Origin of the sequence: Rhizobium sp. Rhizsp82, assembly GCF_047325115.1 — a bacterium.
Lineage (GTDB): Bacteria > Pseudomonadota > Alphaproteobacteria > Rhizobiales > Rhizobiaceae > Rhizobium.
Genome location: NZ_CP168570.1, coordinates 950,355 through 968,573, shown reverse-complemented (window position 1 = coordinate 968,573; position 18,219 = coordinate 950,355). Strand labels below are relative to the sequence as shown.

General features: G+C 59.0%; 28 protein-coding genes. 23 read left to right on the top strand and 5 right to left on the bottom strand.

The window, feature by feature from the left end; translation table 11 throughout:
• Positions 1–164: 164 nt before the first annotated feature.
• Entirely contained in the window at positions 165–1,424 is a 1,260-nt protein-coding gene (locus tag ACEN84_RS09385) for a hypothetical protein (RefSeq protein WP_413710677.1), read from the bottom strand.
• 236 nt (positions 1,425–1,660) lie between these two features.
• Here ACEN84_RS09385 and ACEN84_RS09380 point away from each other — a divergent pair, with 236 nt between their 5' ends.
• The 16 genes from ACEN84_RS09380 to ACEN84_RS09305 all read left to right on the top strand — a co-directional run bounded on the left by ACEN84_RS09380 (position 1,661) and on the right by ACEN84_RS09305 (position 12,778).
• On the top strand, positions 1,661–2,248 hold the full coding sequence (locus tag ACEN84_RS09380) for a transglutaminase-like cysteine peptidase (RefSeq protein ID WP_413710676.1): 588 nt from the start codon (positions 1,661–1,663) through the stop codon (positions 2,246–2,248).
• Between the two features lie 315 nt (positions 2,249–2,563).
• Positions 2,564–3,919: a tyrosine-type recombinase/integrase gene (locus tag ACEN84_RS09375; RefSeq protein ID WP_413710675.1), complete on the top strand. Its 1,356-nt coding sequence runs from the start codon at positions 2,564–2,566 to the stop codon at positions 3,917–3,919.
• 58 nt (positions 3,920–3,977) lie between these two features.
• Complete coding sequence (locus ACEN84_RS09370; RefSeq protein ID WP_413710674.1) at positions 3,978–4,916, top strand: hypothetical protein; 939 nt, start codon at positions 3,978–3,980, stop codon at positions 4,914–4,916.
• A 107-nt stretch (positions 4,917–5,023) separates the two neighbouring features.
• Complete coding sequence (locus tag ACEN84_RS09365) at positions 5,024–5,236, top strand: helix-turn-helix transcriptional regulator (protein WP_413710673.1); 213 nt, start codon at positions 5,024–5,026, stop codon at positions 5,234–5,236.
• An 11-nt stretch (positions 5,237–5,247) separates the two neighbouring features.
• Positions 5,248–5,469, top strand: a complete 222-nt coding sequence (locus ACEN84_RS09360) for a hypothetical protein (protein ID WP_413710672.1) — start codon at positions 5,248–5,250, stop codon at positions 5,467–5,469.
• A complete protein-coding gene (locus ACEN84_RS09355; protein WP_413710671.1) occupies positions 5,469–5,771 on the top strand; it encodes a hypothetical protein in 303 nt (100 codons plus the stop codon). The genes ACEN84_RS09360 and ACEN84_RS09355 overlap by 1 nt, the downstream gene beginning before the upstream one ends.
• Positions 5,768–7,210 (top strand): replicative DNA helicase, encoded by a 1,443-nt coding sequence (locus ACEN84_RS09350; protein ID WP_413710670.1) that lies wholly within the window; start codon positions 5,768–5,770, stop codon positions 7,208–7,210. The genes ACEN84_RS09355 and ACEN84_RS09350 overlap by 4 nt, the downstream gene beginning before the upstream one ends.
• 5 nt (positions 7,211–7,215) lie before the next feature.
• On the top strand, positions 7,216–8,136 hold the full coding sequence (locus ACEN84_RS09345) for a YdaU family protein (protein WP_413710669.1): 921 nt from the start codon (positions 7,216–7,218) through the stop codon (positions 8,134–8,136).
• Positions 8,133–8,300 (top strand): hypothetical protein, encoded by a 168-nt coding sequence (locus ACEN84_RS09340; RefSeq protein ID WP_413710668.1) that lies wholly within the window; start codon positions 8,133–8,135, stop codon positions 8,298–8,300. Before ACEN84_RS09345 ends, ACEN84_RS09340 begins: the two co-directional genes overlap by 4 nt.
• Positions 8,301–8,317: 17 nt before the next feature.
• Positions 8,318–8,572: a hypothetical protein gene (locus tag ACEN84_RS09335; protein ID WP_413710667.1), complete on the top strand. Its 255-nt coding sequence runs from the start codon at positions 8,318–8,320 to the stop codon at positions 8,570–8,572.
• Positions 8,573–8,711: 139 nt separating this feature from the next.
• On the top strand, positions 8,712–8,861 hold the full coding sequence (locus ACEN84_RS09330) for a hypothetical protein (protein ID WP_413710666.1): 150 nt from the start codon (positions 8,712–8,714) through the stop codon (positions 8,859–8,861).
• A gap of 13 nt (positions 8,862–8,874) precedes the next feature.
• Complete coding sequence (locus ACEN84_RS09325; RefSeq protein WP_413710665.1) at positions 8,875–9,216, top strand: hypothetical protein; 342 nt, start codon at positions 8,875–8,877, stop codon at positions 9,214–9,216.
• Positions 9,216–11,513: a hypothetical protein gene (locus tag ACEN84_RS09320; protein WP_413710664.1), complete on the top strand. Its 2,298-nt coding sequence runs from the start codon at positions 9,216–9,218 to the stop codon at positions 11,511–11,513. The genes ACEN84_RS09325 and ACEN84_RS09320 overlap by 1 nt, the downstream gene beginning before the upstream one ends.
• A gap of 206 nt (positions 11,514–11,719) precedes the next feature.
• Positions 11,720–12,058: a hypothetical protein gene (locus ACEN84_RS09315; protein ID WP_413710663.1), complete on the top strand. Its 339-nt coding sequence runs from the start codon at positions 11,720–11,722 to the stop codon at positions 12,056–12,058.
• A gap of 75 nt (positions 12,059–12,133) precedes the next feature.
• Positions 12,134–12,319 (top strand): hypothetical protein, encoded by a 186-nt coding sequence (locus ACEN84_RS09310; RefSeq protein ID WP_413710662.1) that lies wholly within the window; start codon positions 12,134–12,136, stop codon positions 12,317–12,319.
• 24 nt (positions 12,320–12,343) lie between these two features.
• Entirely contained in the window at positions 12,344–12,778 is a 435-nt protein-coding gene (locus tag ACEN84_RS09305) for a hypothetical protein (RefSeq protein ID WP_413710661.1), read from the top strand.
• 43 nt (positions 12,779–12,821) lie between these two features.
• On the opposite strand, the gene ACEN84_RS09300 is transcribed toward ACEN84_RS09305, so the two are convergent.
• Both ACEN84_RS09300 and ACEN84_RS09295 read right to left on the bottom strand, forming a co-directional pair.
• Entirely contained in the window at positions 12,822–13,151 is a 330-nt protein-coding gene (locus tag ACEN84_RS09300) for a hypothetical protein (RefSeq protein ID WP_413710660.1), read from the bottom strand.
• A gap of 67 nt (positions 13,152–13,218) precedes the next feature.
• Complete coding sequence (locus ACEN84_RS09295; protein ID WP_413710659.1) at positions 13,219–13,392, bottom strand: hypothetical protein; 174 nt, start codon at positions 13,390–13,392, stop codon at positions 13,219–13,221.
• A gap of 131 nt (positions 13,393–13,523) precedes the next feature.
• On the opposite strand from ACEN84_RS09295, the gene ACEN84_RS09290 reads away from it, so the two are divergent.
• Genes ACEN84_RS09290 through ACEN84_RS09265 form a run of 6 tightly spaced genes read left to right on the top strand, consistent with a single transcriptional unit; the run spans position 13,524 to position 15,230 of the window.
• Positions 13,524–13,889 (top strand): hypothetical protein, encoded by a 366-nt coding sequence (locus ACEN84_RS09290; protein ID WP_413710658.1) that lies wholly within the window; start codon positions 13,524–13,526, stop codon positions 13,887–13,889.
• A 25-nt stretch (positions 13,890–13,914) separates the two neighbouring features.
• The gene (locus tag ACEN84_RS09285; protein WP_413710657.1) at positions 13,915–14,502 is read left to right on the top strand and encodes a hypothetical protein; all 588 of its coding nucleotides are present in this window, start codon (positions 13,915–13,917) and stop codon (positions 14,500–14,502) included.
• Positions 14,499–14,720 carry a hypothetical protein gene (locus ACEN84_RS09280; protein ID WP_413710656.1) on the top strand — a complete coding sequence of 74 codons (222 nt, stop codon included), beginning with the start codon at positions 14,499–14,501 and terminating at the stop codon, positions 14,718–14,720. The genes ACEN84_RS09285 and ACEN84_RS09280 overlap by 4 nt, the downstream gene beginning before the upstream one ends.
• Positions 14,717–14,920, top strand: coding sequence for a hypothetical protein (locus ACEN84_RS09275; RefSeq protein ID WP_413710655.1), 204 nt, complete (start codon positions 14,717–14,719; stop codon positions 14,918–14,920). Before ACEN84_RS09280 ends, ACEN84_RS09275 begins: the two co-directional genes overlap by 4 nt.
• Positions 14,917–15,093 carry a hypothetical protein gene (locus ACEN84_RS09270; RefSeq protein WP_413710654.1) on the top strand — a complete coding sequence of 59 codons (177 nt, stop codon included), beginning with the start codon at positions 14,917–14,919 and terminating at the stop codon, positions 15,091–15,093. Before ACEN84_RS09275 ends, ACEN84_RS09270 begins: the two co-directional genes overlap by 4 nt.
• The gene (locus tag ACEN84_RS09265; protein ID WP_413710653.1) at positions 15,090–15,230 is read left to right on the top strand and encodes a hypothetical protein; all 141 of its coding nucleotides are present in this window, start codon (positions 15,090–15,092) and stop codon (positions 15,228–15,230) included. Before ACEN84_RS09270 ends, ACEN84_RS09265 begins: the two co-directional genes overlap by 4 nt.
• On the opposite strand, the gene ACEN84_RS09260 is transcribed toward ACEN84_RS09265, so the two are convergent.
• Positions 15,199–15,879 carry a hypothetical protein gene (locus ACEN84_RS09260; protein ID WP_413710652.1) on the bottom strand — a complete coding sequence of 227 codons (681 nt, stop codon included), beginning with the start codon at positions 15,877–15,879 and terminating at the stop codon, positions 15,199–15,201. The two genes, ACEN84_RS09265 and ACEN84_RS09260, sit on opposite strands and share 32 nt — an antisense overlap.
• An 86-nt stretch (positions 15,880–15,965) precedes the next feature.
• Positions 15,966–16,709 carry a hypothetical protein gene (locus ACEN84_RS09255; RefSeq protein WP_413710651.1) on the bottom strand — a complete coding sequence of 248 codons (744 nt, stop codon included), beginning with the start codon at positions 16,707–16,709 and terminating at the stop codon, positions 15,966–15,968.
• 220 nt (positions 16,710–16,929) lie between these two features.
• On the opposite strand from ACEN84_RS09255, the gene ACEN84_RS09250 reads away from it, so the two are divergent.
• Positions 16,930–17,955, top strand: coding sequence for an IS110 family transposase (locus ACEN84_RS09250; RefSeq protein ID WP_413710650.1), 1,026 nt, complete (start codon positions 16,930–16,932; stop codon positions 17,953–17,955).
• The last annotated feature ends 264 nt before the right edge of the window (positions 17,956–18,219 follow it).

The following is an 18,219-nucleotide window of genomic DNA, read 5'->3' as shown; positions in this document are numbered from 1 at the left end:
AGCTATGCCGAACGGGGGGATATGGCAAGGCTATCGATGAAACGAGTGCGCTGGCCACTATGTTGCAAGCGCCTGGCGCCCGATACTGGTCGCGGCGGCGCGTACCCGTGACGAAGCCCGGCTTTTCGGCCGGGCTCGTTTTCATCGATAATCGCGGGCCAGTATTAGTGGCCGGACTTGCCGCCACCACCGTGACCCTGATTGTCATTCTGGCTGTTGTCGTTCTGGTGATTGCCGGAGCTACTGTTGTTTCCCGGCTTGTCACCGCCCGACCTATCGTCGCCGCCTGACTTGCCACCACCCGACCGGCCGTCACCCTGCTTGCCGCTCGGCTTATCGCCGCCGGACTTGTTATCGCCGGGCCCTTTATCGCTGGACTTGCTACCGCCGGGATTGCCGGCACCGGACTGGTTGTCATCAGACTTTCCGCCGCCAGGCTTGTTATCGCCAGGCTTGTTATCGCCAACCTTGCCGCCGCCCGATTTGTTTCCGTCCGATTTGCCGTCACCGCGCTTGTGATCGCCAGACTTACGGCCGTCGTCCTTCTTGCCGCCATTGCCGCCCCAGGATTTTCCGCCATTCGGCTTGTCGCCTGAGTGCTTTCCGTCACCACCATGCTTGCCATTACCCCGGTCGCCGCCATGCTTGCCATGGTGCTGGTTGCCGTTGCCGCCATCGCCATGGCCGGAACCGTGGCCGCTATGGCCGTTGCCACCATGTCCGGAGCCTTGCCCTTCATGGCCAGAACCTTGTCCGCCATGGCCGCTACCACCGTGGCCGCCGTGGCCACTGCCACCATGACCGGAACCCTGGCCACCATTATCGGAACCATTACCACCGTGGCCAGAACCATGGCCGCCATGGCCGGAACCGTGACCGTGGTGTTCACTGCCATGCCCGGAACCACCGCCACCATGACCATGACCATGACCGTGACCGCTACCGCCGCCCCCAGGGCCACTGCCACCATTGCCGGGACCGCTACCGCCATCACCAGGACCGCTGCCGCCGTTGCCCGGGCCACTACCACCATCGCCGGGGCCGCTACCGCCATCGCCAGGACCGCTACCGCCATCGCCAGGACCGCTGCCGCCATCGCCGGGGCCGCTACCGCCATCGCCAGGACCGCTGCCGCCATTGCCGGGGCCGCTACCACCATCGCCAGGACCACTGCCACCATCACCGGGACCACTGCCCCCGTTGCCCGGACCAGAGCCACCGTTGCCGGGGTTCCCGCCGCCACCCGGATGGCTGCCGGAGCCGCCGCCAGATGTCGAAGCCTGTTGAGAATTTCCGAAACCGCCTGAACCGTCGCCGAAACCGTGATAGTCATCGGTCGGGATCGCAGCTGTGGGACGACAGAGGCGAGCCTCGATGGTTCCCGGCTTGACGATACGGCAATCGATCTGAAGAGGGGCAGACATCGCGAGGCTGGTTGAAGCCATAAGATAAGCGATGGCTATGCTGTATTTCGCTGCTGTTCTTAACATTGGGCAACTCCCTAGGTTAACGAAGCGCTAACGAAATACATTTTATATTAGCTATTCATTATCCCTAGTCAGCAAGCCCGCCAGTAATAGTACATCTTAATACATAGCAAACCTCGAATGCATAAAGTTTTAGCTTAAACGGACTAGCACTTTCGAAGGGAGGACAGACGATGCGTTACTTCCTGTTGACTAGCGTTGCTGTTGTGTTGAGTTTTGTTTCACAAAATCAGTCATTTGCCGGAACGCCCCTGCCCCAGGCGCGATCGATCGGCGCGCCTCCCGGCTTCGCCGGAGCCTGCGTGCGGTACGGCTGGGTCTGCAGGAACGGCGGCGGCAAGGCGCTGGATGACGCTTCGGCAATGGCGCTGATCACCCGCGTGAACAGAAGCGTCAACGCCGCAACGAGCGCTGCACCGGATACCGCAACGTCAGGCAAGATCGAATACTGGTCTCTGCCGATCGGCAACAAGGGCGATTGCGAAGACTACGCACTTCTGAAGATGAAGACCCTGCTCGACGCCGGCTTCCCATCGCGGAAACTGGCGCTGTCTGTGGTCATCGAACGCCACGGCCAGAATCACGTCGTCCTCGTCGCACGGCTGAAATCCGGCGACTACGTGCTCGACAGCCTCAACGGCTCGGTAAAGCTCTGGCAGAGCACCGGCTACACCTTCCTCGCGACCCAAAGCTTCACGAGCAAATCATCCTGGCGCGTTTCGCTGGCAGGCCCGAGGGCGAGCGAGTTTTCGGGGATCTAGGCGGATTGTAACGAACCGGCTGAGACGGCGGCTCGACAAACAGCGGTCGCCAGAAATTTCTGCGCAATGCCAACAGGCCAGGAGTGCTGCGTTTATCTGGAACAGTAAGTTAGGAAAGATTTGGTGGAGCTAAGCGGGATCGAACCGCTGACCTCTTGCATGCCATGCAATGGGCCGTCGTTTCCGCCAGTTTCCGAGCGTTTCCGCCTCTCCTCAAAAAGTCTTTTATTTCAACAAAATCCTAGTAGCATGTAGTCGTGCGTTTCCGGTGGTTTCCGTTTTCGTACTTCCCTGGTGCTTCCCCGGATAACTGAAATGGCAAAAAAAGACGCCTCTCCTATCAACTCGTCAATCTCGGCCGAAATCACCCTCACGCTGATCAAGCGCATAGAGGCTGGCGAAAAGGAATTCTTCGTCTCGGACACCGCCGTCACCGGCTTTGCAATTCGGGTCCGACCGACCGGCGCTATGACGTATCTTGTCATCTACCGGTTCGGCTCTGGCAGAGATGCGCCGGTGCGTCGATACACGATCGGGAGCACAAAGAAGGTCACGCCCGACGAAGCCAGGCGCATCGCAAAAGGCGTTGTTGCAGAAGTCGTGCAGGGGAAAGATCCAGCCAAGGAGAAGAGCGCGGATCGCGCTTCCCCGACATTCGACACAGTAAAGGACGAGTACCTTCTCTCGATCGACGCCAAGAAAAAGAGTTCGACCTACAAGCTCTATGCCCACTGGCTGAGCCTTGCAGCGGAGACGCTGGGACACAAGAAGGCGAAGGACGTCGGCAACGGCGATGTCGAAAAACTCCACGTTTCCTTGAAAGACCGATCCACCACAGCCAACCGGGTGCTCTCAACCGTCAGCTCGATGTACACATGGGCTATGGACACCAAAGCCATCCCCAAGATGGAAAACCCAGCGGCCGGCATTGCGAAGTACCCCGAAGACAGTCGAGAGCGATATCTCACAAGCGAAGAACTCGCGCGGTTGGGAGACGCTATTCGGGAAGCAGAGACCGACGGCATCCCATGGGACCCCGATCCGGAGAAAAAGGCCAAGCATGCTCCGAAGGCAGAAAATCGCCGGATCAAGATCGATGCCTCCGTCGCCGCAGCACTTCGGCTATTCATCCTGACAGGGGCGCGCCGCGGGGAAATCCTGAAGCTCAAGTGGAGCAACGTGGATCTGCAGCGTGGCTTGCTGTTCCTGGACGATAGCAAGACCAGAAAGAAAACCATCATTCTCAACGGCCCGGCGCAGCTCATCCTCACCGATTTGCCGCGTCTCGGTCCGTACGTCATCCCGGGCGAACCAAAGGTCGGTGCCGACGGCAAGATAGAACATCGCCCCCGATCCGATTTGAAGCGCCCATGGCACCATGTCCGCAGGCGTGCTGGCCTCGATGCCTCGGATGACAACCCGAACGTCAGAGTCCGCATTCACGACCTCCGGCACACTCATGCTTCCGTCGGCGTCGAGGCCAACCTTAGCCTTCAAATCATAGGCAAGCTACTCGGCCACACGCAGGCGAAAACTACCGAGCGCTACGCCCATCTTGCGGACGATCCGAAACGCCACGCCTCCGATCTCATTGGCTCGAAAATTGTGGATGCCATGGGCGATCGACCACGACGGGAGAACGTTCACCCATTGCGGCCAGGGAAGTCCTGATGTCGGTCTGCACCAAAATCCCTGCCTTCTGTTGTCGACGTCATTCGAAAGTGAATCCATGAAGAGCCCCAAGAAGACGCCGCAATCAGCTCGTTTGCGAGTACCGGCGGGGATATATCGCCACGACGTCACCTTAACTGTCGACGGCGTTATGGTTGGCCTACTGAAAAGAGGGAGCAAACTGCACGCGGCTCATCGGAAACTCAGCAAGGAGGAAGTCATCGCTCACGGACGCCGCGCGCTTGAGGCCGCGATTCATCGGGCCATTGACGCCGAGCAGACGTTGGAACTTGGCGCATATAAGCAAGATTGGATCGATGCCCAACATGCGGCCGAGCGAGCTCGTAACAGCCTTCTGGCGTTCATAAAGACATTAGTTCCAGGCTCTACAGACCGATACACGTCACGCCTCAAGGAGGCGCTAGTACCGGCGATGATGGATTTCCGGCTGAATCATCCGGCTGCTCGGGATCTTCCACCACGAGGGATCGAAGACGATTATGAGGAAACCAGCTACGACGACGAGTTGGCGTCGATCTATGAAAAGCATCACCCTGAAGACAGTGAACGTCCCGAGGAAGTGCCACAGCAGACATCCAAGCCCGAGAGAAAAGGCGCCGAGGCCTTCAGCCGCAGGCTTGAGCTAGCTCGGGCCGATTCGACATTCATCTACTCCGCATATGAGGTTTTGGCGGGATTTGTTGACCACGCAGAAGAGACCTCCAAGCGGATTGGCTTGAACCGACCAAATCCAGGAGCGCCGGCTAAGAAAGCCTTTGTTGCTCTCCTTGCTGACGTTTGGTCCTATTTGACAGGGGGCCGGCCAGGCACCCAGCCTGAGCGAAGTCCCTTCCTTGATTTCGTCCGCGCCGCCTGGGTTGATGCCGGTGGCGATGAGAACGAGGAATTTGCTTACACGATCCGTAGGTTGATTGATGAAATGCCAGACAGATCCGGCGAGGATCTGACTAATTCTAAACGGCCCTACTGGCTGTAGGGTGTGAGACCCCCCTATCATTTTCTTGGGGGTCTCGCATCCCTGGCGACCTCTTCCCCGTCCTACACGGATTTTACCGGACACACGGTAACGGAAGAGGAAACCAGATGACCGAACAGCAAAGCACCATCCGCCCGAAAATGCGCGTTGAAGATGCGGCCAACTACACCACGGTTGGGGCATCCACTCTGAACAAGCTGCGCCTCACCGGCGGCGGCCCTGCTTACAGCAAGGTCGGCAAAATCGTGGTCTATGACCCGGCGGATCTTGACCTCTGGCTTGCCTCAAAGCGTCGTCTTTCGACTTCGGTCGCGGCGTAGGAGGGCGACCAATGCATATGAAAAGCCCGGCTGCGCGGCTTGATCGCGCGAACCGGGTTCTCGGAAGTATCGACGTCTTTGGCGAGAGCTTCGATGCCCGTGAACCTATCGTAACTACCCCGCAAAATCAATCTCATCAGCTCGCAATCCGGGCCGTCCTTCGGCGGTTTTCGGTGTCGGCAGCACATGCAAAAGTCATCTGCGAGCTTTCCGGACTTGGAGGCCGCTACTGATGGCAAAGCGTCTTGTAATCACTGCGCGCATCCTTCCCGACGGCCAGCCGATCAAGGTTGTTGGCCGCGATGCCTGGGCGCTCCGCAATCTCGTCAATGCCGGGGTCCGCGGGTGCACGCCGATTGACCACCCCGGCCCACGCTGGTCCCACTATGTGTTCAAGCTGCGCCGTTTCGGCTTCGTCATCGAGACGATCGACGAGCAGCACGGCGGCCCATTCGCGGGAACCCACGCACGGTATGTCCTCCGTTCTGAAGCCGAGATTATCGCTGCAGACGAGACCGAGAGTGCCGCCGCATGAACCAGATCGTTGCACCTATCGACTTGGAGAAATGCGGTCACGTCATCGAGATCGAACAGGAAGTGCTTGGCGCCGTGTTGTCCTCTGGGCAGCATAGCGCCGTGCGCGGCACTGTACGACCTGAACACTTCATCGAGCCGCTTCATAGGCGGCTCTTCGAGATGATCGAGCTTGCAGCCGAGCGCTACAACAGCGCCTCGATTGGGCTTGTCTTCAAGATGTTCCCCGCGGAAGAGGCAAAAAGCTGGTCTGACTTCCTGAAAGAACCGCTGTCCTCCTACATGGCGCGGCTCGTTGCGAACAGCGTGTACGGCGCCGGCGGCCTGAAGATCAGCGTGCCCAACCTGATCCAGCAATGGGCACGGGTGTCGGTTGGCGCTGAGGCGCAGCGTGTCGCAGCTGCGGCGACAGATCCTGCAACCGACGCGTCCGAGCTGATCAAAGCGGCAGCACGCGCATTCGACGGTGTTGCCGCCGAGTTACGCGGCACCGGCAGAGGAAAGACGCGCTTCTCCCTCTCCGAGGCGGCTGACACAGCGCTGGACCAAGTCCAGGAAGCCATGCAGTGCGGTAGCGGCATTACTGGCATCACATGGGGCTTGGCCGACATCAACGCTCTCACCGGTGGCATTCACCGCGGCGAGATGGTGCTACTTGGTGCAAGGCCATCCATGGGTAAGACAGCCGTTGCCTTGGGGATTGGCATCAAAGCAGCTCAGGCTGGCGCCGGCGTCGGGTTCATCTCTTTGGAGATGGGCTCTCCTCGCCTCGCCATGCGAGCTTTGACCGATATCGCCTACGACCGGAATATCCGTGTCCCCTACAACGATCTGATCACCGGCCGCGTGACAGAGAAGGACTTCGAGGATCTTGTTGCCGCCAAGCAGGAGATGAACCGGCTTCCCCTCTGGATCGAGGAGCAGTCAGGGCTCTCTATCACGGACCTCCGCGTCAAGGTCGATCGCATGCAGGACGTTGCCGACCGAGCAGGAAACCCTCTCGATCTGCTTATCGTCGACTACATGCAATTGCTCGCCGCGTCGTCCCGCTACTCCGGCAACCGAAATAATGAAGTTTCGGAGATCAGTGCTGGCCTGCGCCAGATCGCCCGGGAAAACAATTTGGGCCTGATCGCGCTCTCGCAGTTGTCCCGACAGGTCGAGAGCAGAGAGGACAAGCGTCCCCAGCTCGCAGACCTTCGCGATTCCGGTTCGCTGGAACAGGACGCGGACACCGTCGCCTTGCTTTACCGCGAGGCCTATTACCTGGAAAAGGCCAAGGGCAAAGACGAGGCGGCCGAGATGGAGCGTTCTGAGCGGCTGGAAGCCTGTCAGAACAAGCTTGAATTCATCATCGCCAAGCAGCGAAATGGAGCGGTCAGGACGGTTGACCTCTTCATTGACGTCGCCTGCTCGGCGGCGAGAAATGCCGCGAGGTAACTCTTATGGCCCAGTTCCCAATCCTGCCAATCTGGACGGATGCCTACATTGCGGACACGCAACACCTCACCAACGAAGAGCATGGCGTCTATCTCAGGCTGCTGATGTTTGCCTGGCGGACCGTCGAATGTGCCCTGCCCGATGATGACCGACGCCTCGCCCTTATGGTGGGAGTAACCGCCAAGAAGTGGGCGACGCTGAAGCCAGTGGTCATGCGGTTCTGGACGCTCTCGGAAGGTGGGTGGACGCAAAAAAAGCTGACGGCCGAGCGCGGAAAAGTTGAACGAACTCGCGAACAAAAAGTCGCCGCAGGGTTTGCGTCTTCGCGCTCTAAAGGATTGAAAAACAACGATAGGGCTTCAACGGCTGTTGTCCAGCCGTTACCAACGGCGCACCCAACGGCAGATCAACTATCCATATCCATATCCATAGAAGAAGATAAATCTTCTTCTCTCTTGTCCGAAACGAGTTCGGACGAGCGGGGCAAATCCGTGAAGGTTAAGCCCTATTCGGAAGCATATGAAGCATTCTGGCTGGAGTACCCGCGAACCCCCAACATGTCGAAGTCTAAGGCATATGCGGGATGGCAACGACTGACGATCGACGAAAGGGAAAAGTGCGCAGAAGCCGTGAAGCCATACAAGGCATTTCTGGCCTCGAAAGCCGATCACCCAGTGATGCACGCGGCCACTTTCATCAATGAGCGCCGCTTCGAGGGTTTCATCGCCGCGGCGACAACAGCTCGATCCGCCGGGCCGGTCACAGACGACGACTGGCTGAAGCGTTTGGGCTATGGCCGTCGTGTCGGCAGATGGAACACAGCGAATTGGGGTCCGGCGCCAGGCTTCCCTGACTGCCGAGTTCCCGATCACTTTCTTCAGCCTAGCGACGGCGTAGGCTGGCGGGAAATGGAGCTAGCTGCATGAGCGACAATTCCATGGAAATCGCCGCCAAGTGGCTTGCCGATCAGCTGGCCGGCAATCCGCGCGCCATCCCAGACCTGAAAGTGCGGTTCGGCTTCACGGCCAAGGAAGCCTGCGAGGCGGTTGCCCGCGCCAACGCCATCCGAGCTGAAAGGGCGCGAGCATGAGGACTTTACCGGTTCACATGAAGCCGGACGAGATTATCAACATCCGGCAGGCGGCATTTAGGGCAAGCGTTTGCACCAAGACTATTCGGCGCTGGGTTGCCAGCGATGGTATCGGCCGCCAATCGCGGCCTGGCGCCCCGCTGCAGATCTCTGCCGTCGCGCTGGAAATGAAGGTTTGCGGCGACCAAGAGGCGCTCCAGCTACTCCGGGAAAATCAGAGGCTGGACGCACGAGTGCAAATGTACTTCTCGCGGATCGGCGTCATGGGGTGATGTCCAAACATGTCCAATCCCCAACGACTCCACCATGGGATAAGATTCCCGCATTCCGATCGAGGAGGTACCGATGAGTATGCAGGCATTAACGCCGCGGGAATCGCGGGTCCCCGTCCTGCTTCGGGGCGCAACAGTCATGTCAGGCTTCAGAGACAATCTCTTCGACGCCGCCAATCGCGCGGGCATGAGTGTCAACGAGTTCGTTCTCCAGGCGACGGCTGACAAGCTGAAATCGTCGGGCCGCGAATTCTCTGGCCTATTCGCTCCCGGCGACCTGACCAACTAACAGGAGAAACCACATGCCATTCCTTCGACCCCAAAATGACGCTGGCATCATGTTCCCGCCTGCGCCGGTCCGTCAGCAGCAGGCGCAGGATAACGACATGGGTATGTTCAACATCCCGACGGACGAAACGCCGGGACAGGCTGCATTGCGCAAGAGGCGCGCTGTTGCTCAGGCGCTCAGCGGACCTGCGCCTATGACCATTGGTGCCGGGCTAGCTGCAATCGGCGATGGCCTTGAGCTTCGCCAGCAGCGTCAGAACGCGATGTTCCCATCAGCGCCCGGGGGCGCGCAGCCCGACTTCATCACCGCCATGCAAAACCTGTTTTCCGGCGGCAACAATGGGGGCCTCTACTGATGGCAGACACCGATCTTATCACGGCAGCAAAGCAGGAGCTTTATCGACGCCAGGCGCGCGCGGAACTTAACCGCCGGCAGGGTCTGCCTAACCGAACAGCGCCGAACCGGTATCAGATCGATATCGACGGCCAGAAATACGAGATGGAGGCACCGGACGACGAGTCCGCGAAGACGGCGGCCTTGAGCCTGAAATCATCGATGGCGAGTACCGGCCTCGATGCTCAGCAGGTCTTAGCCCTGCAGAACGCTCGAAAGAAGGTGTCAGATGCCTCGACTGGCGGCGACGGCCCCGCCGCCCAAGCGCTAGAGCCATTGCTGTCCGGCGAAGATTGGTGGAAGGACGCACCGATCGTAGAGGGAGAGTGGTGGAGAGACGCGCCAATCGTCAATGGCAATACGCCCCCTAAATCTCACCCTTCGTTCGAGGAAAGCCAGAGGCTGATCGACAAGCAGCAGCAGGAAGGCGTCAACGGCGCGGTTGGCGCCGCGCTGTCGGGAACCCTCGACGGCATCCCGGTGGTCGGCCCAATCCTGAAAGGCGGAACGGAACGCGCTGCCGCAGGGATCGGCACACTTATCAACGGCGACACGTATTCGTCAAATCTTGAGCGTGCCCAGAACATGACGGCGGACGCTGCTGAAGCGCATCCGGCCATCCACACCGCTGGCGAGGTCGCAGGCGCTGTCGGCGGTACCATTCCTATGGTGATGGCTGCTCCGGGGATGTTTGGCGCTGGCGGTGGATCGCTTGCCGCGCGGGGGTTGGCCTCGACAGCGACAGGTGCGGGACTCGGTGCGACAGATGCGGCTGTTCGATCGGGAGGCGATACGGACGCAGCCGTCTCTGGCGCGGTATGGGGCGGCGGTACCGGCCTTATTGGCCCCGTGGCAGGTCAACTCATCGGCAAGGGCGTCAAATCGCTGATCGACGTAGGGCGCGCACGCTTTGCAGCTCGCGGCGCCGGTATCGATCCAAAGGCCTTCACTTTCCTGCGCCGCGCCGTGAGGGCGGATGATATCGATCCGGCCACGCTGGAATCGCGACTGGCAGAGATGGGGCCGGACGCCATGCTCGCCGATCTTGGGCCTAACCTTCAGAAGCAGGCGGGCGCATTGGCTGGGGCTCCCGGCCGTGGACAGGAGATTGTCCGAAACGCGCTGCTGGGCCGCTCGGCGGGCGCTAACGCTCGCATCGGCGCTGCCGTGGATGAGAGCTTCGGTCCCGCCGTTGTCCCTTCTGAAGTCACCGCCGGCATTCGGGCTAACCAGGAGGCCCTTGGGCAGGAATACGCGAACGTCTTCAGCAATGCCCGAGCTGTCGATACCGCGCCAGTTGCCGAGGCACTGGAAGCTCAGGCGGTCAATCTTCGCGGTCCTGCGCAGCGTGCCGTTCAGCGGGCTCGAGAAATGTTAAACATCACCGGCACGGATACTCTCGATCCGAACCCTCAGACGCTCTTCCAGACGCGCCAAGCGCTCGACGGCATGCGAGCAGCGGAAACGGACCCGAACGCACTCCGAGCCCTCACCATGGCCCGCCAGAGCGTTGATGAGGTGCTAGCAAACAGCGTTCCCGGCCTGAAGGAGGTGGATGCCCGCTTTGCAGAGCTGGCGAGGCAGAGCGAGGCGCTGCAGCGTGGGCAGACGGTCCTCGACGGCAAGCGAACGTCTCCGCGGCCTTCGGAGCTTGTCGACGAGGTTGAACGAGGCGTCCAGCCGCAGGGGGAGATGGTCGGACCTTCGGCTGTCCCGCTCCGCCTATCTCAGGGTGCGCGCGCTGAGCTGGACCGTATTCTCGGCAACAATGCGAACGACATCGCGGCCTTGAACCGGGAAATCAAGTCCTCCGGCGACTGGAACCGGGACCGGCTTGCGACCCTATTCGGGCAAGAGCGAGCCGATCGCCTCTTTCGCGTGCTGGAGAACGAGACGGCATTCGCCAACACTGCAAAGACAGTTACCGGCAACAGCGAAACGTTTGCCCGCCAGGCCGCCGAACGCGAGCTTGGTGGCGGAACGGATGGTTTCGGGCTGAAAGAGTCTTGGAAAGCCGGTGGCACGATGGGCGCCGTGCGATCGATTGCACTCGACAAGGCTGACGACTTGCTTCGCGCAATCATACCCAACAGAGGTGAGGCAACCCGCGACGGCCTCGCTAATGTGCTGGTTGGAAGGCCTAACGCTGCGATTATCAAGGCGCTCATCGCTGGATCGCGTGAAAGCCAGGCTGATCGCCTAATAAGTCCGGTCGTCCGGGCCCTGCTGGCCGCCGAAGGAACCTCTGGGGCGCGATGAAGGGTCTATCCACATAATGAGGGCGTAGACCAACAACACAGCGCCGGCGCCAACTAGAACGCCGGCATGGAAGGTTCCGCCCAGTAAGCCACCGACGCCCTCGACCCCCATGTTGAAGGCATAGGCAATGCCCGCCAGCAGTAGAATGCAGATCACTTGGATGGCGCGGTAAAGCATGAAGCAGGTCCAAATAGGGAATGCCTAAGATGCGCACAGGTCACGCTGAAATTCAATCTCTCTCGGATCTCGTGGAATCCATAGATGCGCTGAAGCTCCAAGCAGCTGCGGGTGAAGACGTGTTTTCCGACGTCGAGCATGCGCTTGCTCTGATCGATATCGCAGACATCAGGACGATCGACGACGCAGCAGCGCTGACCGGCCTAATTGGCCGCTTGCTCGGCGCAGCAGTCGAGGAACGAGCGCTTCGAAACACGGACGTAGGTGCCGGCGTCTGTCAGGCCTTCCTGTATATCCGGCGTATCGAGACCGCCCTGAGAGGCATGGACGGCTCTATCGCCCTGCCCGCGCCGGCAACATTTAACTGAGGGAAGGCAATGTCTGCACTTCGACACAGACTCAAGAAGCTCGAAGAGGCCCACGGCGAAGCAAGGGTAATCGTCGTGAGCACTGGGCACGGGCACGGGGATGATGCGATCGATATCGTCCTGAGCGAGCACGGCATCAGGCTCACGCCGCAGGACGATTTAGTCGTGTTCCGAACGATCTATGAGGACCGATCCGGGCAGCCCATCCCGGCATCGAGGCCGCCCGTTCTTCTCTATGCAAAGCCGCAGCTGCGCCGCTGAATACAATCAGGAAAAATCAGACGAATGGCGAAAATTGGTGGATCGAGGCCAGGTGCTGGCCGCAAACCGGGAACGCTCAACCAGCGAACGGCGGAATTGGCTGCAGACATTCTCGGACAGGGCAAATCTCCGCTCGCCTACCTTTTGGAGGTCATGATGGACGATCAGGCAGACCAAAAGCGCAGGGACTGGGCAGCCGAGAAAGCTGCAGCCTTCCTTCATCCGCGGCCGGCGCCGATCCCTCGATGCATTTCGTTCTCGCTTCCGAAGATCGACGGCGCGAATGACATGCCAGCGGCCATCGCCGCGATCCTGAAGGCTGTCAGCAACAGCGAGATTGCCCCGTCTGAAGCGCAGAATGTCGTCGCAATCATCGAAGCGCATCGCAAAGCTCTTGAGACTGAAGAATTGCTGAAGAGGATCGAGGACCTGGAGGCGGCGGCGGCCCGCAAGATCTAGGCTTTCCCGGTGTGTGAGCCGCGATTCCGATCCAAACGGCGTTTTAGGAAGTAACGGGGGGAATGATCTCCTCACGGTCTACCAGTAAATGATGCTTCCGCTGGAAATTCCACCGTCCCCTCGTGTATTTTTCAACCAGGTCCTCGATCGCCCCCGCAGCTTGTGCTGGGTCGAAACCAAATTCCGTCAGCTCGAAAAGGATCGCCTCCTCGGCGGCATCTAAGAATCGTGGCCCGCGCTGGAAGGCAGAGACAATTAGCCATCGCAGCGCCACCCTGGCGACGTCGTCGCGGCTTGGGCGCTTCAGACGCTTCTGCTCCTCGCGATATGCCTTCTGCTGTTCCTTGGTCCTGCCTTTCGACTTCCTCCGCATTCCTGTCTCCCGCAAACGACGTTTGAACAAGGATGCATTGGGGCGATGCAAGAGACCAGATTGCCAATCAGGACCCGAGGCGCTTCGCTTCTTCGAAAAGTAGGTCTCTGACCCAATCGCTCAGGCTCGCCGACCCGGCAGCCTTTGCTGCGGCGGCAAGCGTATCGGTTTCAGCTTCAGTCAACATGACGACGAGACGCTTGTCGCGCTTTAGGTGCGTAGGCACCGGGGGTCTACCCATGGAAATCTCCTGTGATTGCAGGCGTTATATAGCCTGTGCATTTCTATGGCAATAAAAATAGCAATACCTATTGACGTAGTTAACTACTGTAGTTAATATGCACATAGAAACTCGCAATAGGGATTAACCAAATGTCGATCACATCGATTCCGGCCGCCGCCGAAGGTATGCCCAAATTCGACCTGGCCCTCATCATGGGCTTAGCTTGGAAGATCTACCGCCGCGATACCGCACTCGCTCGCCCTGTCAACGCTGAGGCCCGCCGCAAGGCTTTCTCTCGCGCCCTGAAGTCCGCATGGATGACGGCGAAATTTGAGATTGCCGAAGCCCGCAAGACCGTCCAGCAGCGCGCCGCCGATCGGGTGCAGAAGCTGACTACCGAACTGATGCGGGATGACGCCCGCGGCTGGCGGGTTGCTGGTCGCGCCGATCGCCTCGCAGTGCTTGCCGAAATCTCATCGCTTGAGAGGTTTGCCGCCTCATCGAGCCGCCAATAACCCACACCCTTTGAGGAGACTGGAAATGACAAACCGGATTCATTCGGTCGGCGGAGCTATGCCCGCGCGAAAGCTTGATATTGCCGACTTGGAAGACCCCATCGAAAACGCTCGGCGCATGGCGTCGATCCTCTCGGACATGGTGGAAGTGATGGTAGGTGGAAACCGCTGCAAGTGGCCGGATAGACATGACCTCTATCACTTCACGCCTGATCAACGCGAAAACCTCGTCTTCGCTGCGTTCCATTGCGAAGAGATGGTTGGGAAGATCCGCGAGATGTGGGAGCCGATCAACTCGGATTACTTTGATCGCCGCGCCGCCGAGCGTGAGACGAGCAGCCTTCTTCAGGCGATCCGCGACTATCAGGCCAGCCTAGAGGATTTCAACAAGAACGCCCCCCGCGACGACGCTGGCGCGAATGCCTACAGCAGCGTTTCCTATGGTCCGAAGCTTGACGTTCTGAAGAACTGGTCGAAGCCCGCGGAAACTCGCGAGGCGGCAATTGCCGCTCTGCAGATCGCACTGACGGATGATGGCGGCGTCTATAACAGCGATGCCGGCGACGCGATGATGAAAGCTGCACTCGGCTACCTGGAAGGAGCCGCAGCATGACCGGCGCCTCTCCCGAATATCGCTGGCTTCTCGATGTCGTCGACACGCTCGATACAGCCATTGCTCTGAACCGCGCTCTCATCATGGCGTCCGGCAACATCGGCTTCGTTACCAAATCGGGCGGTGAAGCTCTCGGCGCTGTCGCCATGGAGCTCCATGAGAAGCTCGCGAGCATCCATGCCGACCTGGAGGAGAAGATGGAGGGCGACAGCGAATGACAAAGCCAGCTACCAAGCTCCACCCGATGATTGTCCAAGCGGCAACAAACGCGGACCTGCGGCGAGTGCAGATTGATGCAGTGGCCGCGCATCTTGCCGACCTCATGAGGGAGGTGCACGGCGGCGACTGGCGCATTCAGGCTGAGCATGAACTTCACTTCATCGTGGTTGCGATGAAGCCGTCGAGGGCGCGCTCATGAAGAGCCCCGCCATTTACCGCTTCCGCCGCTGCGAGCTTGAGCGCCGGATCGAAGAGATGATCGAACTACTCGACCTGCTGGACGGCGACGCGGATTTCGAAGACGACGAGATTGAGGACATCGACGAGCGCGAGCCTCGGCTGCCAAAGGTTGGTGGAGGGATTGGCGCATGATCTGGAGTATTATCCGCCTGCGCGCCGCGCGCCGGATGCTCTACCTGTCCCGATGGCTGCTGCAGACCGGCGAGGCCATCGTCGACGGGGAGATGGCGAAGGCGATCAACCAGCGGACGCAATCACCCACAATATGACGTATAAATAGATCCCAAGGTTTATTAGAACCAAAGCTATTCGCATGTGCATGGCCGACCAAACACCGTCAATCAGGACGGGATCGTTCGAGTACTTTCGGGTGAACCTGTACTCATGCACGGCCATCCGCACGAGTAGGACGACAAGGCCAGCGTTCCCGGCAATTGCTAAAAAGCAAAGACCGGTGACGTGCTCTCTTGCTGCGGCAAGTGCCTTCTCCCCCTGACTGAGAGCCAGATAGACGCCGAAGGCGGCGGCATAAATCAGGGCAACGACCTGATTGGCTGACTCCCAAAACTTGTGAGCGTACGGTTGCATCGCCGGAAGGTTAGTGGCGTCAGTCTCATAGTCGTAATTTGGCTTCGGATCTTTGATCTTCGATTTCAGTTTTGAAAGACAGGTCATAATGCCCCCAATTGTTCGCGAGAGCATGACCAGATTTCCTGAAGCGGTCCAGAGGTGTTGTGTTCGCGAACAGGCCCCGGCAGCTAACTGGGGGAAGCGCCGAGGCCCATGGGAGCAGCGCGCATGATGGAACGCTGCAATCAATGAACCGATGGCGGGCGCAGTTGTTCCGAAATGAAGCGGGAAAAGAAAAAGGCGCGTGCCACTTGGGGAGACACGCGCCGAGCAAAGAGCTGCACTCATGGGGGAATGCAGGCGCAGGATGGCAACATGCGGTTAACAGTCGGTTAACTCCGATTGCGCGGGGTCGGCGAGCCTGTCCATGAACGTCATCCCGTCGCAGCCATTGATTGGCGCATCCAACGACATTGTCTTGAAGTGGTCGTACTCGCGGTTATAGGACGTGACGAATTTCCTGGCCTCCTTATTGATGTTCTCGACGAACAGGTTTCCTTCCAGCACGCTAAACACATAGCTGCGATAACGTCGTCGCGGACAAAACGAGGCAGCGCTTTCGAGACGGCCTTGTCTATTGTGCGGAACACGGCGCCCGGGGAGAGCGTAATCTCTTTTTGCGAGCGCCGCCGCGCCGAGCGCCGACGCAGTCTTTCGAGCTGCTTATCGTGGTTCCGCCAGTATGATCTTTGCCACACAACGCGCACCCTCTCGACGTTGGCGGCGTAATACTCTCTCTCCTTCCGGCGCTCTTCCTCAATGTTCGCACGACGGCGCGCCTTGGCAAGCTCATAGGCTCGAGCCTTTTGCTCGGGCGACATATTGGCCCAAGAGTTGCGGCCACTGGCGAGTTTGTACTCGCGTTCCTTGATCCGCCTCTTCTCAAGATTGTCTTGGCGCCATTGGCGAGCTTTAGCGAGTATCCGGGCCTTTCGCTCTGGGGAGACCCTTTTCCAAGCGGCCTTCGAGCACTTCTTCCGGGATAGCTTGTTGTAGCAGTAGTTCTTCTGAGCCGAGTTGAACGTTTCCCACATGCTGAGCGGAACGCCATACTTGTTCACTTCTTCGCCGGCCAATTCTGGCGGGATAGGTGGTGGCTTCTCTGTCTTGCTAGGCATAGGACTGCCCTCCCTTCGACCGCGTCACACCAACTCGCAGGCATGGTCAGAAGGTGGCGACACGGCGGCAATCCAAGGAATCCCCGCTTTCCGTCCCCGAGATCCACAGCAACTTGAGGAGGCCGCTGCGGCCAATGAGCTTGCTCGATACGAGGGCTTCCCATTTTCCGGGCTTTGTAGGGGTAGTAGAGTTTGCGCGCTCACATAAGGAGGAGCGGCAATGAAACAGGCTGTTGCAACCATAGGACTAGACATCGCAAAGGACGTCTTTCAGGCCTTCGGAGCAGATGTCGAGGGAAACCAGATCTTCAACAGAAAACTGACGCGTTCAGAGGTGTTGCCTTTTTTTGAAAGGATGCCCCAGTGCAAGGTCGGAATGGAAGCTTGTAGTAGCTCACATCACTGGGCGCGCCACCTTAGCAGGCTCGGACATGATGTTCGCCTGCTTCACCCTGCATACGTCAGGCCCTTCGTTAAGAGGGATAAAACTGACGCCAACGACGCAGAGGCGATAAACGAAGCCCTGCTATCGAAGAGAATGTGGTTTGTTCCGGTAAAGACGGTAGAGCAACAAGCTACGATTATGTTGTTCCGAACGCGCGCGATGTTCATTCGGCAACGCGTAAAGGCAGTAAACGCGTTGCGCTCGCACTTTGCTGAACTTGGTTTCGTTGCCGCCAGGGGTCGCGCCAACCTGAAGGCCCTCAAGGCCTTGATGGAGAGCGAGTCCGGAAGAAAGCTTCCCCATGGGGCCAAATTTGCGCTCAACCTCATCAGAGAGCAGCTCGACTATATCAACCTGCAAATCGAGAAAATTGAGGGTGAGATCCAAGCACAGGTGAAGGAAGATGAGGAATTGAAGAGGCTGACCACTGTGCCTGGAGTCGGGCCAATCATCTCGGTTGCCGTTCGCGCCTTCGTAACGGATGCCAGCAGTTTCAAATCTGCCAGACACTTTGCCTCATGGGTCGGCCTGACACCCCGATCCCACTCCAGCGGAGGCAAGGAGTTCCTCGGCCACATGTCAAAACGTGGTAATCGGCAACTGCGGGCATTGCTAATAATCGGAGCCATGTCGGTGCTTCGTCGAGCAAAAGACAGCCAAACTTGGATATTCCGTCTGAGAAAGCGTCGACCTTTCAAGGTCGCTGCGGTCGCCCTAGCAAATAAAATCTCTCGAATCCTGTGGGCACTCATGGTCAAGGGAGGTACCTATCACTCGTCCGGGATAACTCCCGCGGCGTAAGCATTGACCTGGCAGGCGGATAGAGCGTTTTCAAGGGCTCATCGAAAGGCAAGAACGCCGGGATGGCGGCTGTGGTCCAGCCCACGGAAGATTTTGTGGCGCTTGCCTCGCGACACTCAAAATGGCCGACTGCTTCGCAGCTTCCAGGCCGCTCTCTTACTTGCAAAGCGTTTGAGAATGACTCTTAAGCCGGTCAAGTCAGGCGGAACGCTCGCGAATGAGCGTTCCGTTTCCAAACAAGGACAACCACCCTGCTGGTAAGAT

Coding starts and splice junctions, on each gene's coding strand:
- ACEN84_RS09370 (WP_413710674.1), top strand. CDS start 3,978: ATGAAGAGCCCCAAGAAGACGCCGCAATCAGCTCGTTTGCGAGTACCG.
- ACEN84_RS09325 (WP_413710665.1), top strand. CDS start 8,875: ATGCCATTCCTTCGACCCCAAAATGACGCTGGCATCATGTTCCCGCCT.
- ACEN84_RS09290 (WP_413710658.1), top strand. CDS start 13,524: ATGTCGATCACATCGATTCCGGCCGCCGCCGAAGGTATGCCCAAATTC.
- ACEN84_RS09355 (WP_413710671.1), top strand. CDS start 5,469: ATGGCAAAGCGTCTTGTAATCACTGCGCGCATCCTTCCCGACGGCCAG.
- ACEN84_RS09260 (WP_413710652.1), bottom strand. CDS start 15,879: ATGAGTGCAGCTCTTTGCTCGGCGCGTGTCTCCCCAAGTGGCACGCGC.
- ACEN84_RS09270 (WP_413710654.1), top strand. CDS start 14,917: ATGAAGAGCCCCGCCATTTACCGCTTCCGCCGCTGCGAGCTTGAGCGC.
- ACEN84_RS09280 (WP_413710656.1), top strand. CDS start 14,499: ATGACCGGCGCCTCTCCCGAATATCGCTGGCTTCTCGATGTCGTCGAC.
- ACEN84_RS09305 (WP_413710661.1), top strand. CDS start 12,344: ATGGCGAAAATTGGTGGATCGAGGCCAGGTGCTGGCCGCAAACCGGGA.
- ACEN84_RS09340 (WP_413710668.1), top strand. CDS start 8,133: ATGAGCGACAATTCCATGGAAATCGCCGCCAAGTGGCTTGCCGATCAG.
- ACEN84_RS09365 (WP_413710673.1), top strand. CDS start 5,024: ATGACCGAACAGCAAAGCACCATCCGCCCGAAAATGCGCGTTGAAGAT.
- ACEN84_RS09320 (WP_413710664.1), top strand. CDS start 9,216: ATGGCAGACACCGATCTTATCACGGCAGCAAAGCAGGAGCTTTATCGA.
- ACEN84_RS09385 (WP_413710677.1), bottom strand. CDS start 1,424: ATGTCTGCCCCTCTTCAGATCGATTGCCGTATCGTCAAGCCGGGAACC.
- ACEN84_RS09300 (WP_413710660.1), bottom strand. CDS start 13,151: ATGCGGAGGAAGTCGAAAGGCAGGACCAAGGAACAGCAGAAGGCATAT.
- ACEN84_RS09315 (WP_413710663.1), top strand. CDS start 11,720: ATGCGCACAGGTCACGCTGAAATTCAATCTCTCTCGGATCTCGTGGAA.
- ACEN84_RS09330 (WP_413710666.1), top strand. CDS start 8,712: ATGTCAGGCTTCAGAGACAATCTCTTCGACGCCGCCAATCGCGCGGGC.
- ACEN84_RS09350 (WP_413710670.1), top strand. CDS start 5,768: ATGAACCAGATCGTTGCACCTATCGACTTGGAGAAATGCGGTCACGTC.
- ACEN84_RS09250 (WP_413710650.1), top strand. CDS start 16,930: ATGAAACAGGCTGTTGCAACCATAGGACTAGACATCGCAAAGGACGTC.
- ACEN84_RS09375 (WP_413710675.1), top strand. CDS start 2,564: ATGGCAAAAAAAGACGCCTCTCCTATCAACTCGTCAATCTCGGCCGAA.
- ACEN84_RS09345 (WP_413710669.1), top strand. CDS start 7,216: ATGGCCCAGTTCCCAATCCTGCCAATCTGGACGGATGCCTACATTGCG.
- ACEN84_RS09360 (WP_413710672.1), top strand. CDS start 5,248: ATGCATATGAAAAGCCCGGCTGCGCGGCTTGATCGCGCGAACCGGGTT.
- ACEN84_RS09265 (WP_413710653.1), top strand. CDS start 15,090: ATGATCTGGAGTATTATCCGCCTGCGCGCCGCGCGCCGGATGCTCTAC.
- ACEN84_RS09285 (WP_413710657.1), top strand. CDS start 13,915: ATGACAAACCGGATTCATTCGGTCGGCGGAGCTATGCCCGCGCGAAAG.
- ACEN84_RS09255 (WP_413710651.1), bottom strand. CDS start 16,709: ATGCCTAGCAAGACAGAGAAGCCACCACCTATCCCGCCAGAATTGGCC.
- ACEN84_RS09275 (WP_413710655.1), top strand. CDS start 14,717: ATGACAAAGCCAGCTACCAAGCTCCACCCGATGATTGTCCAAGCGGCA.
- ACEN84_RS09295 (WP_413710659.1), bottom strand. CDS start 13,392: ATGGGTAGACCCCCGGTGCCTACGCACCTAAAGCGCGACAAGCGTCTC.
- ACEN84_RS09335 (WP_413710667.1), top strand. CDS start 8,318: ATGAAGCCGGACGAGATTATCAACATCCGGCAGGCGGCATTTAGGGCA.
- ACEN84_RS09380 (WP_413710676.1), top strand. CDS start 1,661: ATGCGTTACTTCCTGTTGACTAGCGTTGCTGTTGTGTTGAGTTTTGTT.